The following is a 16,592-nucleotide window of genomic DNA, read 5'->3' on the forward strand; positions in this document are numbered from 1 at the left end:
CCTCCTTAGGAACGTTTTTTATATATTGCATTCGCGAGCGCATTGCCCGCGTATTGCATCAATTGAACCAAAATGATAATAATGATAACAGCGATGATCAAAACACCTAGTTCGTAGCGGTAGAAGCCAAATCGTATGGCAAGATCACCGAGACCGCCACCGCCGATGGCTCCTGCCATAGCTGAATATCCGATTAAGTTGATTATCGTCATGGTGATACCCAAAACAAGACTGGGCAGAGCTTCTGGCAATAAGACTTTCATAATCATTTGCATGGTAGAAGCCCCTTGAGAGCGGCAGGCTTCGATAACGCCTGCATTGACCTCTTTCAAGGATGATTCAACCACCCGTGCTACAAATGGCGCAGCGGAGATGGCTAAGGGAATGACCGTTGCAGTCGTTCCAATGGTGGTGCCTACGATCAAACGAGAAAGAGGAAAGAGTAGAATCATTAGGATGATAAAGGGAATCGAACGACTGATATTAACGATCAATCCAAGAAATCGATGGAGTGTTTCGTTTGGCGCTACATGATCTTCTTCACTGACAACCAAAAGTACGCCGCAAGGTAAACCGATTAGCACAGCAAAAATGGTGGACAAGAAGACCATGTAGATCGTTTCTAGGCTTGGTATGAGAAACAATTGAAAATTAATCATGTTGCTACCACCTCCACTTGAATGTCCTGTTTATGGAAATCATGAACACAGGATTCTATTTCTTCTTTGTTACCGGAAATCTCAATCAATAAATTTCCTACGGGAATCGTTGCGAGCTGATTGATTTCAGCAGCTAGAATATTGATTTCAACACCGTATTTTTGAATAGTCCGGCTGAGCAAAGGCTCTTGGATGGAGTCGCCGAGGAAGGTCAATTGAAGACGACATGACATTTCGTTTTTTGTTGCTTCTTGCCTTCGATCTGGTCGTAAATGAGAAACGAAAGAACGTGTCAATTCAGTTTTAGGATGTGTAAATACGGTTTCGACTGCATCACATTCGATGACCGAGCCGTCTTCCATTACTGCGACGCGTTCGCAAATTTCTCGAATCACTTCCATTTCATGGGTGATCATAATGACGGTTAGATTTAAGGTGTTTTTTAACTTCTTGATTAATGTTAAAATCGATTTGGTTGTTTGTGGGTCCAAAGCGGATGTGGCTTCATCGCACAAAAGAATATTTGGACGATTGGCAATCGCTCTTGCAATGGCTACGCGTTGTTTTTGCCCGCCGCTCAATTGTGCTGGGTGAACCTTTGCCTTGTCTGAAAGGCCGACCAATTCAAGTGTTTCTTTAACCCTTATTTTTATCGCATTTTTCTTCATGCCGATCAGTTCCAAAGGAAAAGCTACATTTTCTTCTACAGTTCTTGACTGGAGAAGGTTGAAATGTTGAAAAATCATGCTAATCTTTTTTCGTTCCAAATTCAATTGATTGGTATTGAGTTGGCGGAGTTCAGTTTTGTTGATCCATATTTCTCCTGAATCGGCTTCTTCTAATCGATTGATCAGTCGAACTAGAGTCGATTTTCCAGCACCACTTAATCCGATGATTCCAAATATTTCTCCTGCTTTAATCGTGAGGTTGATATCATTAACGGCGGTTATTTTTCCATCGGGATGGGGAAATGTTTTTGTGATTGACTTAAGTTGTATCATAATTCCTCCTTATAAAAAAAGATCTCTTTCAGACGAAAGAGACCATAAAAATTCTAGACTTTCTCATCTTCCGGATTTTCTCCGTAGGATTTAGCACCGTGTATCATTAGATACTGGTTGCCGGGTTTCATAGGGCCTGTCCCTCCACCACTCTTGATAAGTGTTATTCAATTGAAACCTATTCTACTTAGTTTTATACAGAAAGTCAACTCATTTATAGAAAATTATTCAAGTCAGTGAAAAGAGAACGTTTTTTTGTCTATTCAGCACAAAAAAATGAATTGCTCCTAAGAGAGATCATCGATATAATAAAAGAGAAGTTCATAGGACTATGGTGCGCGCAAGCGTTAAAAGGGAAGTAGGTGGAATGCCTACACAGCCCCCGCTACTGTAACCGAGACAAACCCTCAAATCCACTGCGAAAGCGGGAAGGGAGGGGGAGGTAGATCGGAAGTCAGGAAACCTGCCATAATCGAACTATCAATCTTCGGAGGGAAGGTGAAAGGATTGTTGAAATTAACAAACCGTATTCCTTGGGGATACGGTTCTTTTTATTGGAGGTGGCAGGAATGAAATTAATGGTTCAAGGAACGGGTTCGTCCGTTGGGAAAAGTTTATTGGTTGCAGGATTTTGTCGTTTGCTTAAGAACGAAGGGGTGAGCGTCGCTCCCTATAAATCTCAGAATATGGCCCTGAATGCATGGGTGACTAAGGATGGTTTAGAAATGGGACGTGCGCAGGCCGTTCAAGCGGAAGCTGCAGGGATTGCACCTCATGTGGACATGAATCCAATTTTGTTGAAGCCCAATCGCAGTTTGGGTGCGCAAGTCATTGTAGAAGGACGTGCAAAGGGGCATTTTCCAGCCCTGGAGTACGAGTGGATGAAACCGGGTTTAAAGCAGGTTGCTAAACGTTCGTTTGATCGGTTGGCAAGTCGCTATGATGCGATTCTTATTGAAGGTGCAGGTTCACCTGTAGAAATCAATTTACGTAAAAACGATCTGGTAAATATGGGATTTGCAGAAATGGTGAATGCACCTGTAGTTTTGGTCGCAGATATTGATCGAGGCGGTGTTTTTGCTCAATTGGTTGGAACCATGACTCTTCTTTCACCAGAGGAGAAGAAAAGGGTCAAGGGCTATATTATTAATAAATTTCGAGGGGATCAAACCTTATTGATGCCAGGTATTGAGATGGTAAAAAAGTATATGTCGATTCCATGTTTGGGCGTTGTGCCTTATATGGAGGGGCTGTTAATTGACGATGAAGATAGTGTGACTACTCGGATTGATTACAAGAAAAAAGAGGTGGGATTGCCGTCTGTAGGCATTGTACAATATCCTCATGCGTCAAATCTATCGGATTTTACACCTCTGGAAATGGAGGACGGTATCACATTGCATTATGTGAAGACACCCGAAGAAATTACATCCATGGATGCCATCATTCTGCCGGGTAGTAAGCATACCTTACATGATTTGAATTGGTTGAAGGAAACTGGTTGTGTCAAGGCTTTGAAAAAAATACATAAAGCGGGCCTTCCAATTCTCGGGATCTGTGGCGGTTATCAAATTTTAGGTAGGCAATTGGAAGATTCTATGGGTGTAGAAGGAAAAGAATGCAGAGAAACAGGACTCGGATTATTGAATGTTCGTACAAGAATGGATAGTCAAAAAACAACACAAAAATCAAATCTAAATTGGGACAATCATGTTCTTCAAGGATATGAGATCCATCAGGGTGTAACCGAGCCGATTTTTGAAAAGAGACATTGGATGGAAAATGAAAGAAAAGAGTGCTTGGGCATGAAGGAAGCCCATGTTATGGGCACCTATCTGCATGGACTTTTTGAAAATGCAAGCTTTCGAGAATGGTTTTTAGAAGAAATGGGTGCGAATTTCGGGAATTGGGAATATCAAACCAAGAAAGAAGAGTCCTATAACCGATGGGCTGCACACCTGGAAGCCTGTGTGGATTGGCCCATGATCCATACGATTTTAGAAGAGAGCGAGAGCTTGTAATGGGTCCGTGGATCATGCTAGTGACGGATGCAATTTTTGGAGATCCACTTTCGATTCCGCATCCTGTCATTGGGATTGGAAAAATCATAACGTGGTGGGAAAAACGCTGGTATGGAGAAAGAGCCCAGAGAGTGAGAGGCTTTTGTTTTTTGATCTCGGTGCTTGCAACAACAGGCTTTCTTGCCTATCTCATTCATCTTTCAATTCGTAATTTTGCTGGTGGATGGATTTTAGAATCGATGGTGTGCGGTTGGTTCTTGGCAACCAAAAGTTTGGTTGGAGTCGGTGATCAGATGACCCGCATCTTTCAGGTAGAGGGTATTCGAGGAGCGAGAAAACAGGTTGGGAATTTTGTCAGTCGGGATACCGACCAACTTACAGAATCTGATGTCTTGCGCGCAACGATAGAGACAATGGCTGAGAATGTTGTCGACGGAGTGATTTCACCGATTTGTTTTTACTATTTGGGTATGATCCTAGGAAGCCCTTTGGTCGGAATCGTTTTTTATAAAAGCATAAACACTTTGGACTCTATGGTGGGTTATCGAAATAAACGATATGGTCGATTTGGTACGGCGTCCGCTCGACTTGATGATTTTGCCAACTGGTTACCGGCACGTTTAAGCGCTGGCTTGATCCTTGTGGCAGGTGGCTTGACCGGTGGAAAGTTTGCTAGGGGATGGCGGATTATGAAAAGAGATCGACATCTTCACGACAGTCCCAATTCTGCATATGCGGAGGCTAGTATGGCAGGGGTTTATGGCTGCAAGTTGGGTGGACCGGCTAGTTATTTTGGCATAAGAGAAGAAAGGCCCTGGATTGGACAGGGATTGTCTGATCCGACCTGGGACTTGCTAAATCGAGTTAAATGCAACGTTTGGGTGTCACAGATATTGTTTGTTGGATTGGTGGAAGGAGGACGATTGATATGGGGTTAAATCCACATGGTGGTGACCACCACAAAGAGCATAAGAAAATGATCGACTTCAGTGTGAATGTTCATCCCTTGGGTTTTCCAAAGGGATTAAAACAAATTCTGAATGATCAGGTTGATCTTTTGCCCTATTATCCTGAGATTGACGGCTATCATGCAAGGGGAGAGTTGGCTGAAGTCCTAGATGTGTCAAGAGATGAACTGATTTTGGGAAATGGCGCAGTCGAATTAATTTACCTTTATGCGCGCCTGTGCCGAGGAAAAAACGTTTTAATCATTGGTCCAACCTTCAATGAGTACGAACGAGGATTTCGCTTGGCCGGTGCCCATGTGTCCCACTTTTTCACTCGAGAAGAAGAGGGTTTTGCTGTATCAACCGCGAAACTGGAGTCTCATTTAAAGAATCATAGTGAGATCCAGGTTGTTGTTCTCTGTCATCCTAACAATCCAACAGGAAGTGGAGTCAATCAGATTGAGGACTTCCTTCAAGCGGTTGGAGATAGAGAATTGCTGGTAGATGAGTCTTTCTGGGAGTTTACTGATCTTGATAGTTTTTTACCATATATCAATAAAAATCGAGTATTGGTTCTTCGGTCTATGACCAAGTTTTATGCTTTAGCTGGCTTGCGGGTGGGGTATGCTTGCGGATCAAAGGAACTGATTGCGCGAATGACGAATGAAAAAGAACCTTGGACCTTGAATCAATTTGCCCTTGCAAGCATACCGTATTTGATTCAAGCGGAGTCTTATCAAAAAGAGGTTCGCGAATGGGTGTTTAAAGAAAAGCAGTTGTTTCTACAGGCTTTACAAGCAGAGTCTTCATGGATCGTATATCCGGGTCACGCAAATTTTGTTTTAGTCAAATTTCCATTCGAACTGACTGCGATCAGGGAAGCAATGAAGAAAGAGGGATTTTATTTTCGCATTTGTACGGACTTTCAAAACTTGGGTCCAAATTTCGGGAGATTTACCATACGCGATCATGAAGAGGGGATTGCATTAATTAGGTATTTACAGGGAGGACAAAGATGAAAAAGAAATGGTTAGCACTTATCGTAGTAGCGGCAATGCTTCTGGGAACGATGGGAACTGGATTTGCTGCAACGGCAGCGATTGAGTCGTCAGATGCAGCTGCTGAATATCAAATTATCGTGATTAACGATCGGAGCCTTATCGCTGTTAGTGATATCATCAGTCTTGGATACGATGTTGTACAAAACGGGAAATTTATCGATATTAAGGATTCAACGACAAACTTTCTTTTTGAATTGGGATCGCGAGTGGTTGGTGTAAACGAGATCGAAGTGAAGATCGATGCGGCTCCTATTAAGAACGGCAATGAAAGTTATATCCCAATGGCCTTCTTTTTTGAGGTTTTGAACTATGAAGTGAGTTGGAATCAAACTCTGGGTAAAATTGAAATTGAAAAACGGGCTGATACGCTATATCCAGTGAAGATTGAAAGTTTTGGGTTCGTTTATGATTGCGCAAAACCAGCTAAAACCATTTCTTCTACAGCACCAAGCGTAACAGAACTTCTTTTTTCCATTGGTGCAGGGGAACGGATTCAAACCCGATCAAGCTATTGCGACTATCCAGCTCAAGCGTCGCAAATTCCCGCAGCTGGAAGTCTCTACGACCCAAGTATTGAGGTGATCGTTGCGGCGGCTCCGGAGGTTTTAATTGCTCAAACCCATTTCAAGCCTGAAGTCTTGGTTCAATTAACAAAAGCAGGAATTGATGTGGTGGCGGTGGAATCTCCATCTACCATTGATGGAATGGTAGCCCTTGTGAAACAATTAGGGGTAATTACTGGTAATGAAGCCGAGGCAAGAGCCCTTGCAACGAGTATGGAGCAAAGGGTTCAAAGAACTCGAAATTTGGTGAAAAATGTACAACGACCTAATGTTTATTATGTGGTTGGTACCGGACAATGGGGTGAATATACCGCAACAAGTGATACCTTTATCAATGATGTCATGCAAACTGCCGGTTTGAACAATGTTGCAGCAAACGCAACAGGATGGAAATATTCATTAGAAAAGCTGGTTGAACAGGATCCTGAAAGTATATTGGGCGGTGCATATAATTTGGATACCATGCGAACCAGTGAGAATTATGCAATACTTACAGCCGTGCAAAACAATCAATTGTTTGATATCGACGAAAATGTCTATAGCCGACCAGCGCTTCGTATTATTGATGTTGGTATCCCTGAATTGTTAAAACTTTTTCATCCTGATCTTGACCGATCCCTAATTGAGTAGGACGATGATTTTAAAAACGAAAACACAAAAATATTTAGGGATTGTGGCTTTGATCATTGGATTGTTTATTCTAATCGTTTTTGCAGTGGGATTTGGTGCTGTACAAATTCCTTGGCGATCGGTTGTGCGCATTATGTTAGATGGGGTTTTCGGTCGAACTTCCATTGACGAGCATACACGCTTTATCGTTTTAAATCTGCGAATCCCAAGGATTCTTATGGCAGTGATGGTAGGAATGTTGTTATCTCTAGTGGGCACATCCTACCAGGCTGTTTTCAAGAATCCCATGGCGGATCCCTATCTCTTAGGGACATCATCCGGGGCTGCCTTGGGAGCTACCTTGGCCCTTTTGGTGCCGCAATTACAAGTGTTCGGCTATTTTGGGGTAACGGTCTTTGCATTCTTAGGTGCGATAACAACAACCCTGATTGTCTATTTTCTAGCAAAATCAGGCAATCAAATTTCTACGGTTTCGCTTTTGTTAAGCGGAATTATTATGAGTTCTTTTCTCTCAGCGATTATATCCCTATTGATGATTTTTCATCACGAAGAAATCGCCATGATCTATAATTGGACCTTGGGATCTTTTAATGGTGCTTCCTGGTCGGGACTGAAATTAGCCGTTCCGATTCTTGGCATTGGTAATTTCGTTATGAGTTTTTGGGCGAAAGATTTAAATGTCCTCCTCTTGGGTGATGCTCAAGCCTATAGTCTGGGAATTGATGCCCAGAATGTGAAACGAAAAATTTTGATTCTTTCTTCTATTTTAGCGGCTGTAGCGGTTTCTATGAGTGGAATCATTGGATTTGTAGGCTTGATTGTGCCTCATTTCTTTAGAATGATCGTGGGTCCGGATCATCGGTATTTGTTGATATATGCAACACTCGGCGGTGGCGTATTTCTCTTGCTTTGTGACACAATTGCACGCAGTCTATTATCCAACGCAGAAATTCCTGTTGGGGTTGTTACTGCAATTTTAGGCGCTCCATTTTTTATGATCTTATTGTATCGAACCAAGCAAGGAAAGGAGTAGGCGATGAAGTATGAAGTGAATCAATTGGCTTTTTCGTATGGTAAAAAGCCTATTATCTCAAACTTGAGTTTTTCTTTGCATGAGGGAGAGTGGCTGACTGTCTTGGGTCCCAATGGATGCGGAAAATCAACTTTAATTTCAGTTTTGCTTCGGATTTTAGAAAAAAACAAAGGCCAAATTACATTTGAAGGAAAGTCTTTGGATGGGTGGGATCGTAAGGATTTGGCTCGCCGCGTGGCAGTTGTTTATCAAAAGAATGAAATTCCTTTTGGATTTACCGTACGCGAGATCATCGAAATGGGTCGATATCCCTATCAAGGACGTTGGAATCGATGGAGCCAAGCTGATGAAAATGCAGTTCAAAAAGCCCTGGCTTTGACTCAGACCGTCGAGTTTTCTGAAAAAAGCTTTCGAGAATTGAGCGGCGGGGAGCAGCAGCGGGTATTAATTGCGCGAGCAATTGCTCAAGAACCAGAGGTCTTGATCTTGGATGAACCCATTGCTCATCTAGACTTGCGGTTTCAATATGAAGTCTTACGCCTTTGTCAAAAACTGCAAAAAGACCAGGGGATGACTATTCTTTCTGTGTTGCATGAAATTAATTTAGCGGCGGAATTCAGTGATCGACTGTTATTGATGAATCATGGAACTGCCCTTGCGAAGGGAATTCCTTCGGATGTGGTGGTCCCTCAATTGATCAAAGAAGCCTATGGAATCAATATTGAAATAGTACAAAAAAACGGAAAACCGTATTTGTTTCCCATCTTTTAGGAGGGCATATGATTCAATTAGTAACGGGTGGCGCCCGAAGTGGTAAAAGCCGATATGCAGAAAAATTGGCCAATCGTTCGGAAAATGTAACCTATATTGCAACGGCACTACCTATCGACGATGCAATGATAGATCGAATTAAACATCATCAACAATCTCGTCCCCAGACGTGGAAAACCCTGGAACGAGATCGCGATTTTCATCTTGTGCGAGATCAAGAAGTTTGGCAAAATGCCAGTCTCTTTCTCTTGGACTGTGTTACGATTATGGTGACTAATCATATGATGGATGCTGGACTTGATTATGATGCATGTACCATGGATGAAATTAATCAACTGGAAACGTGTATCTTGGCTCAAATCAAAGAATTGCTCGATCAAGCGGTTATGGATAAAAAAGATCTTGTGATCGTGACCAATGAAGTGGGGCTGGGTTTGGTACCCTCCTATCTTCTAGGAAATTATTTTAGGGATATTGCGGGCCGGGTGAACCAGTATATCGCAGAACGAGCAGATGAGGTCTATCTCTGTGTATCTGGCATACCGGTGTGCATCAAAGGAGATCAAGCTCATGTTTGCTAAATTTCGTGCTGCATTTGCATTTATGACACGATTGCCTGTGCCCATTCAAGATGGAGATTTTGATACTCTACCAAAAACTGCACCTCTCTTTCCTCTGATTGGACTGATCATTGGTTCGGCCATGTATGCACTCACCTTAGGATTAGCAGCCCTAGGCATTGATTCGGGCAGTGTGCAGATGATTTTAGTCTTGATGGCCTATTATCTAATCTGCGGAGGCATTCATCTCGATGGAGTGGCAGATCTTTGGGATGGAATGAATTGCGGTGGCGATAGAGCTAAAATATTTCAAGCCATGACCGACAGCAATGTTGGATCTTTTGGTGTACTTGGATTGATCTTTCTTGTCGGTCTAGCCGCTATGGGTTCTTATCACGCGACAAAACTCAGTTTGCTCTTTTTTCCCATTGTTGGGAGAACCATGGCCTTATTATTAATCAGCATACATACAGCGGCCAAGAGTTCAGGATTGGGGAAGCCCATGATTGATAATTGTGGAAGGAAAACAGCGATTTTTGCTCTTGCTATTCTGGCTGTTATCGCCTTTTTAATACCTGGGAGTCTTGTGGCCTACGGTGCAATTGCTTTGTTGTACCTAATTAAGCTCCGACCTTTTTTTAAACGAATTGGCGGCGTCACAGGAGATGGAATTGGTTTTACGATTGAAATGTCGCAGTGGATGTTTCTTTTATTCATTCAAGGAGGATCATTGCTTTGAAATATAGAGATTTGACTTTGAGAAAATTTAGCAGGAATGAAACCTTGGTCATAGCCTGTGATTCTTATGGGGGCATCGGGAATTTAGCTTTGGACCATATACAGGTTGAACCGGAAATCGTGGGTTATTATACAGCGCTCTTGTGTTTAAAAGAGTGTGCTTCCATACAGGCTGAGCCCATTTGCTTGGTTAATTTGGTCTCGGCTTCTTTTGAGCCGACTGGCAAGGGAATTTTAAAAGGGATTAGACAGGCCCTAGAGGAGGCTGGCATTCCAGATCTTCCTGTTAATGGAAGTTCTGAGGAAAATTTTTCGGTTCAGCAGACCGGCGGAGGCATGACACTTCTAGCAAAATTAAAAGGGGAATTTCTATTCCCCGAGTTTCAAGTTGGAGATCGTCTTTATTTGATTGGGGAACCCTCTGTTGGGGATGAGGTCATTGGTAACCAAAAGAAACTAGTTACCTTGGATAAAATTAAAGAAATCGCCCAACTTCCCACTTGTATAGAGATTGTGCCTCTTGGTTCCAATGGTTATCAAACGGAGATCAATCGATATGAAGACATGGGGTGGAAGATTACGATAGCCCCAGAGATGGGAAAGTTTAATCGTTCGGCAGGCCCTGCAACAGCTGCTATTGCAGTCATACGTGGCCAACTGACAGAAACGGAAAACTCAATTCCTCAGCGATGGCTAGGAAGGATCGAAGCATGATGTTTTCGATCCTTTTTTTCGTTTTACTTATCTTGGATCAAGTGATAAAGTGGGCTGCGCGCAGGCAGAGCCAAGGGCTAAAAACCATGATTTCCAGATTGCCGTGTCTTGGATTTCAATATCGAGAAAATCACGGATTCCTATTAAATTCCTTTGAAAAAATCGGACCCCGATTCATCGCTTGGATTCACGGACTAATTATTACGGGATTTTCATGTTTCCTTCTCTATTTTTTTGACTCTGAATTCGGTACAATAGAGAAGATGGGATTGATGATTCTTTATGCCGGAGGCGTTGGCAATGGAATCGATAGGATCTTTCGAGGAAAAGTGACTGATTTTATTCATTTGAGACGGTTGAAAATTGTTGTCAATTTTGCAGATCTCTACCTCGTCATCGGAAGTGCAATTTTGATCATTGGAGGAATGAATAAATGAAAAATAACCTGATGGAGTACACACTAATTACAATAGGCGCTTTTTTAGTTGCCATGGGTGTTTATTTCTTTTTGGTACCGAGCAATTTAGCCGTTGGGGGAGTCAGTGGACTTGCCATTGTTTTGAAGGCTTTCTTGCCTGAGGCGAATATTGGTGTTCTTAGTTTGATGATGAATGGAATTTTGTTTGTAATTGGTTTTACTTTTATAGGTGTGGGCTTTGGTGCTAAAACCATTTTTTCCAGCATGGCGATTTCGTTTTTTTTAGGCATGATGGAAATTCTTTACCCCATGCAACAACCATTTTCCGATGACTTGTTTTTGGTGCTTGTTATGGGTGTTTTGGTTTCTGGCGTTGGGATTGCAATTGTATTCAATCAGAACGCTTCAACGGGTGGAACTGATATTATCGCAAAAATTTTGAATAAATATTTTAAAATATCCATCGGTGTGGGCTTATTCATTGCTGATTTTTTTATTGTTCTTGCTGCGGGCTATGTTTTTGGAATCGAAGTGTTTATGTACGCCTTTATTGGTTTGATTTTGAACGGAACCGTAATAGATAATATGATTGAAGGTTTTAATACCTGTGTCGAGGTTATGATTATCAGTCGAGAGAGTCAAACGATTCAAAAATATGTGATTGAATCCATGGAACGCGGTGTAACGGTCTATCAAGCAACAGGGGGGTATACCAAGGAACAAAAGGAAGTTTTATTGACCGTTGTTGGGAAAAGAGAATTTATTCAGTTGCGAAAATTTATCAAACAGATTGATCGAAGCGCCTTTATTACAACGAAAAAAGCCCATGAAATTCTTGGAGAGGGTTTTAGTGAATTGGACTAGTCCCTAATAGACAAGCGAGTGTTTTTATAGAAAAGATGTCAAATTAAGATTTTGCAATCTTTTTGCAGTTATCTTCCTTCTGGATTATATTTAAAGTACAAGATAACGAAGGGGGTAAGATGATGAAGAATATTTTAATTACAGGCGCTTTGGGTCAAGTTGGTACTGCTTTAACGAAAAGATTACAACAAGAATATGGCTTTGATCATGTATTGGCTACGGGACTTCAAGAAGAAGCAAGCATGGATGCACATTATGAAAGAATGGATGTTTTGGATGGCAATACGATGATGCGGCTGGTTCAAAAATATCAAATTGATAGCGTCATTCATCTTGCCGCACTTCTTTCTGCAACAGCTGAAGGAAAACCTTTGCAGGCCTGGGATGTTAATATGAATGGGTTACTTACTGTATTAACGATCGCAAAGGACACGAAGCTACAAGTATTTACGCCTAGCTCCATCGCTGCCTTCGGCAATGGCACACCACCTGATCTAACACCACAAGACACGTTGCAGCGTCCTACAACCATGTACGGCGTAACCAAGGTCTCTGGTGAATTGTTGTGTGACTATTTTTATCGCAAATTTGGTGTGGATACACGAGGCGTGCGCTATCCTGGATTAATCTCCCATGAGTCCTTGCCAGGCGGCGGAACAACTGATTATGCTGTTCATATTTTTTACCAAGCCCTTCTTAAGGGGGCGTATACATCACCTATAGCCAGGGGAACAAAGATGGACATGATGTATATGCCGGATGCCTTGAACGCCATCGTGCAATTGATGGAAGCGGATCCAGCCCGTTTGATTCATCGCAATGCTTTCAATGTAACTGCGATGAGTATTGCACCGGAAGATGTAGCTGCAGAAATCAAAAAATCAATTCCTGAATTTGAAATACATTACGAGGTCAATCAGAATTTGCAACAAATTGCGGATTCGTGGCCCAATTCTCTAGACGATTCTGCAGCAAGAGCAGAATGGGACTGGAAGGCGGAGTACGATTTGCCACGAATGACGAAAGAGATGCTTTTTGCTTTGAAAATGAAATTACAGCAGCCTGTTCGCTAAGGGATGTTATTTTATCAGAATCTTGGTGCATATGAGTTGACAAATGATTTTTAAACACGGTATAATCAATTGAATATAATTGACTTTGATGAAGAGGAGTAAATCCATTATCTTTGTAGAGAGCGGATTCATTAGCTGAAAGAATCTGTAAAGCCCTAAGGATTGAAGGTTGCTTCGGAGTTGCGTTGCCGAAAGAAGTAGGCAGTGCCGGTTCATTTCGTTATCAATGATCGAGTGTTTGTTCCTATGGAACAAAAACGAAGGTGGTACCGCGGAATTATCCCGTCCTTTTATTTAAGGACGGTTTTTTTTATTGAGGAGGAAAATATGGAAAATAATTTAAACAAGACCTATGATCCAAAAGAGTTTGAAGATCGCATTTATGCCTTTTGGGAAAAAGAAAATCACTTCCATGCAGAAGTGAACCCTGAGAAAAAGCCCTATACCATTATGATGCCCCCTCCAAATGTAACGGGAAAGTTGCATATGGGACATGCCATTGACAATACTTTGCAGGATATTTTAATTCGTTGGAAGCGGATGCAAGGCTATGAAGCGCTTTGGATGCCTGGAATGGATCATGCTAGTATTTCAACGGAAGCGAAGGTTGTTGAAAAATTGCGCGCAGAAGGCAGATCAAAAGATGAAGTAGGACGAGAAGGCTTTCTAGAAGAAGCTTGGGAATGGACCCAGGAATATGGTGGAAACATTCGTAATCAATTGAAAAAGATTGGCGTTTCTTGTGATTGGGAACGAGAACGCTTTACCTTGGACGACGGGTTGAGCAAAGCCGTTGAAGAGGTGTTTATCCGTCTTCACAAAAAAGACCTAATTTATCAAGGCGATCGAATTATCAATTGGTGCCCAAACTGTGGAACCGCGATTTCCGATGCAGAGGTCGAGCATATCGAAGAAGAAGGACATTTCTGGCATATTAAGTATCCTTTTAAAGATTCGGATGAGTATCTTGTGATTGCGACGACACGTCCAGAAACCATGTTAGGGGATACTGCGGTGGCGGTTCATCCAGATGATGAGCGCTATCAAGATCTCGTTGGAAAGTCTTTGATTCTGCCCTTGCTGAACAAGGAAATCCCATTGGTAGCTGATACCTATGTGGATAAAGAATTTGGAACGGGTGCTGTGAAAATTACTCCTGCCCATGACCCTAATGACTTCGAGGTGGGAGCACGACATAAGCTTGAAGTATTGCGCATTATGGACGACGAAGCGAAGATTAATGAAGCTGGTGGAATTTACGCGGGCATGGACCGCTACGAAGCCAGAAAAGCCATTATAAGAGATTTGGATCAACAAGGGTACTTGGTTAAGATTGAAGACCATAGTCACAATGTCGGTCATTGTGAACGTTGTAAAACAACAGTGGAGCCTATTGTATCCAAGCAGTGGTTTGTTAAAATGGAACCTTTGGCAAAGCCAGCCATTGAAGCCTTAAAATCAGGAGAGCTTAATTTTGTACCGGAACGATTTAGCAAGGTATATTTACATTGGTTGGAAAATATACGAGATTGGTGTATTTCTCGCCAATTGTGGTGGGGCCATCGATTGCCGGTATACTACTGCGATGATTGTGGTGAGGTAATGATTTCTCGAGAAGAGCCGAGTACTTGCAGCAAATGCGACAGCAAGAAGCTCAGACGAGATCCTGATACTTTAGATACCTGGTTCTCTTCAGCACTTTGGCCATTTTCAACATTGGGTTGGCCAGAAAATACCAAAGAGTTGGATTATTTTTATCCGACAGATGTACTGGTAACTGGATACGATATTATCTTCTTCTGGGTAGTTCGTATGGTATTTTCTGGGATGGAAAATATGGGAGAAAACCCATTCAAGCATGTGTTGATTCACGGCTTGGTTCGAGATTCCGAAGGTAAAAAGATGAGCAAGTCTTTGGGCAACGGCATTGATCCACTTGAAGTGATTGATCAATATGGAGCGGATGCCCTACGCTTCTCGTTAATTACAGGCAATTCGCCTGGAAATGACATGCGTTTTTATTACGAACGTGTTGAGTCGAACCGGAACTTTGCCAATAAGCTTTGGAATGCAACCCGCTTTGTTATGATGAATTTAACGGATGATTTCGTACGTACGGAATCTAATGCGGTAGAAGATCGTTGGATTCGCTCTCGCGTGCAAGAGACGGCCAAGTCGATGACAGCTCAAATGGAAAAGTTCGAATTAGGCATGGCTGGACAAGAAATTTACGATTGTATCTGGGAGCTTTATTGTGACTGGTATATTGAATTGGTGAAACCTAGACTTTATGGAGACGATCAAGAAAGCAAGAATGCAGCTTTGACAACATTATTGGATGTATTGTCCGACATGCTAAAGCTCCTACACCCATTTATGCCTTTTATTACAGAAGAAATTTGGTCTCATTTGCCTGACCGTAAAACTGCATTGATTCGTGCTGAATGGCCGGTTCGAGAAGAGGAATCAGATCGCCAAGCTATTGATACCATGGAGTATATGATTGAGGCAATTCGTACCATTCGAAACACGCGATCAGAATTGAATGTGATTCCATCAAAAAAAGCCAAGGTTTATATTGATTCTAAGGATGATTGGGCAAGAAATACTTTGATGGAGAATCAGGGATTCTTAAAAACCCTCGCTTCGGCATCCGAGGTCTTGATCGTGGAAGACGCCGAGAAAATGGTAGACGAAGTGATTGCAGCAGTCGTTGAAAAGGCTCGGTTCTATCTGCCTTTGGCGGAATTAGTTGATTTCAAAAAGGAAATTGAACGCCTTGAAAAGGAAAAAGGTAAGCTTGAAGGTGAATTGAAACGGGTCAACGGAAAGCTGAGTAACAAGAAATTCACTGATAAGGCACCCCAAGCAGTAGTGGAAGAGGAACGACAGAAAAAAGCAAAATATGAAGATATGATGCAGTCAGTTTTAGAACGATTAGCAAAGTTTGAATAAACAAAAAGAGAACAACACAGTGACTTATTCCGCTGTGTTGTTCTCTTTTGTTAATAGTCCAAGAATTTGATTGAAAATGGATCCTGATTCCAAATTCCAATTCTTACAAATCATTTTAGCCTGCTCTTGCGAGACTACGTTCAAAGCTTGACTGAAGAGTAAGGTTTCATTCTCTATGACCTTCAAGGTAACGATATATTCCGTATCGTTTTTTTTGTAATAATGTCCTGTGACCTGACGCGCTTTCACACGTTCATTTTTCTTAACCGATGCATTTTCAGTCAATTGATAACGGACAGCTTCAGGTATGCGGTCTTCAAAAAACAAGAGAGTATCTTCTCCAAGTTTTGTCAAAACATAACCGGAATAATCTTCATGAATGGGGCAAATCTCAATAAAGGAAGCTCCTGCCAATTCGCTGAGATATTGTTGAATCATAAAATAATTCAAGGATAAATTTTCCAGGATAAATTGAATAAACTCTGAGTTGGGAATTGGAATTTCCAGTACTTTCATCGAGTACAATAGTATTAATTTGTTTTGAGCCAGTTCGGTGGTACTTTCAAACATCTGATCAACTCCAT

The 16,592-nt window shown here is 41.9% G+C and carries 16 protein-coding genes, 2 riboswitches and 1 other annotated feature; of the genes, 13 read left to right on the forward strand and 3 right to left on the reverse strand.

Annotation, left to right across the window (positions count from 1 at the left end):
* Positions 1 to 5: 5 nt before the first annotated feature.
* Positions 6 to 659, reverse strand: a complete 654-nt coding sequence (locus AC25CA_RS08265; protein WP_486813385.1) for a methionine ABC transporter permease — start codon at positions 657 to 659, stop codon at positions 6 to 8.
* Positions 656 to 1,660 (reverse strand): methionine ABC transporter ATP-binding protein, encoded by a 1,005-nt coding sequence (locus AC25CA_RS08270; protein WP_486813386.1) that lies wholly within the window; start codon positions 1,658 to 1,660, stop codon positions 656 to 658. Before AC25CA_RS08270 ends, AC25CA_RS08265 begins: the two co-directional genes overlap by 4 nt.
* 60 nt (positions 1,661 to 1,720) lie before the next feature.
* Positions 1,721 to 1,823, reverse strand: a riboswitch (SAM riboswitch).
* 152 nt (positions 1,824 to 1,975) lie between these two features.
* A riboswitch (cobalamin riboswitch) is annotated at positions 1,976 to 2,145 on the forward strand.
* Between the two features lie 84 nt (positions 2,146 to 2,229).
* Between AC25CA_RS08270 and AC25CA_RS08275 the strand changes: the two genes are divergently transcribed.
* The 13 genes from AC25CA_RS08275 to AC25CA_RS08335 all read left to right on the forward strand — a co-directional run bounded on the left by AC25CA_RS08275 (position 2,230) and on the right by AC25CA_RS08335 (position 16,008).
* A complete protein-coding gene (locus AC25CA_RS08275) occupies positions 2,230 to 3,681 on the forward strand; it encodes a cobyric acid synthase (protein WP_486813387.1) in 1,452 nt (483 codons plus the stop codon).
* A complete protein-coding gene (gene cbiB, locus AC25CA_RS08280) occupies positions 3,681 to 4,619 on the forward strand; it encodes an adenosylcobinamide-phosphate synthase CbiB (RefSeq protein WP_486813388.1) in 939 nt (312 codons plus the stop codon). Before AC25CA_RS08275 ends, cbiB begins: the two co-directional genes overlap by 1 nt.
* Positions 4,610 to 5,647, forward strand: coding sequence for a pyridoxal phosphate-dependent aminotransferase (locus AC25CA_RS08285; protein WP_486813389.1), 1,038 nt, complete (start codon positions 4,610 to 4,612; stop codon positions 5,645 to 5,647). The genes cbiB and AC25CA_RS08285 overlap by 10 nt, the downstream gene beginning before the upstream one ends.
* Entirely contained in the window at positions 5,644 to 6,882 is a 1,239-nt protein-coding gene (locus AC25CA_RS08290; RefSeq protein ID WP_486813390.1) for an ABC transporter substrate-binding protein, read from the forward strand. The genes AC25CA_RS08285 and AC25CA_RS08290 overlap by 4 nt, the downstream gene beginning before the upstream one ends.
* Positions 6,883 to 6,886: 4 nt before the next feature.
* Positions 6,887 to 7,915, forward strand: coding sequence for a FecCD family ABC transporter permease (locus AC25CA_RS08295; protein WP_486813391.1), 1,029 nt, complete (start codon positions 6,887 to 6,889; stop codon positions 7,913 to 7,915).
* A 3-nt stretch (positions 7,916 to 7,918) separates the two neighbouring features.
* Positions 7,919 to 8,686: an ABC transporter ATP-binding protein gene (locus tag AC25CA_RS08300; protein ID WP_486813392.1), complete on the forward strand. Its 768-nt coding sequence runs from the start codon at positions 7,919 to 7,921 to the stop codon at positions 8,684 to 8,686.
* Between the two features lie 8 nt (positions 8,687 to 8,694).
* Positions 8,695 to 9,267, forward strand: coding sequence for a bifunctional adenosylcobinamide kinase/adenosylcobinamide-phosphate guanylyltransferase (gene cobU, locus AC25CA_RS08305; RefSeq protein WP_486813393.1), 573 nt, complete (start codon positions 8,695 to 8,697; stop codon positions 9,265 to 9,267).
* On the forward strand, positions 9,257 to 9,985 hold the full coding sequence (locus AC25CA_RS08310; RefSeq protein ID WP_486813394.1) for an adenosylcobinamide-GDP ribazoletransferase: 729 nt from the start codon (positions 9,257 to 9,259) through the stop codon (positions 9,983 to 9,985). The genes cobU and AC25CA_RS08310 overlap by 11 nt, the downstream gene beginning before the upstream one ends.
* Positions 9,982 to 10,698, forward strand: a complete 717-nt coding sequence (locus tag AC25CA_RS08315) for a hypothetical protein (RefSeq protein WP_486813395.1) — start codon at positions 9,982 to 9,984, stop codon at positions 10,696 to 10,698. The genes AC25CA_RS08310 and AC25CA_RS08315 overlap by 4 nt, the downstream gene beginning before the upstream one ends.
* The gene (locus AC25CA_RS08320) at positions 10,695 to 11,135 is read left to right on the forward strand and encodes a signal peptidase II (RefSeq protein ID WP_486813396.1); all 441 of its coding nucleotides are present in this window, start codon (positions 10,695 to 10,697) and stop codon (positions 11,133 to 11,135) included. The genes AC25CA_RS08315 and AC25CA_RS08320 overlap by 4 nt, the downstream gene beginning before the upstream one ends.
* Complete coding sequence (locus AC25CA_RS08325; RefSeq protein WP_486813397.1) at positions 11,132 to 11,980, forward strand: YitT family protein; 849 nt, start codon at positions 11,132 to 11,134, stop codon at positions 11,978 to 11,980. Before AC25CA_RS08320 ends, AC25CA_RS08325 begins: the two co-directional genes overlap by 4 nt.
* A 119-nt stretch (positions 11,981 to 12,099) precedes the next feature.
* Positions 12,100 to 13,053, forward strand: coding sequence for an NAD-dependent epimerase/dehydratase family protein (locus AC25CA_RS08330; protein ID WP_486813398.1), 954 nt, complete (start codon positions 12,100 to 12,102; stop codon positions 13,051 to 13,053).
* A gap of 76 nt (positions 13,054 to 13,129) precedes the next feature.
* Positions 13,130 to 13,346 (forward strand) — a binding site (T-box leader).
* Between the two features lie 34 nt (positions 13,347 to 13,380).
* Positions 13,381 to 16,008, forward strand: coding sequence for a valine--tRNA ligase (locus AC25CA_RS08335; protein ID WP_486813399.1), 2,628 nt, complete (start codon positions 13,381 to 13,383; stop codon positions 16,006 to 16,008).
* Positions 16,009 to 16,032: 24 nt separating this feature from the next.
* Here the strand turns inward: AC25CA_RS08335 and AC25CA_RS08340 are convergent, their stop codons facing one another.
* Positions 16,033 to 16,578 carry a DUF4364 family protein gene (locus tag AC25CA_RS08340; RefSeq protein ID WP_486813400.1) on the reverse strand — a complete coding sequence of 182 codons (546 nt, stop codon included), beginning with the start codon at positions 16,576 to 16,578 and terminating at the stop codon, positions 16,033 to 16,035.
* Between the last annotated feature and the right edge of the window lie 14 nt (positions 16,579 to 16,592).

The organism is Gottschalkiaceae bacterium SANA, from assembly GCA_036323355.1.
Classification (GTDB): Bacteria; Bacillota; Clostridia; order Tissierellales; family GPF-1; genus GPF-1.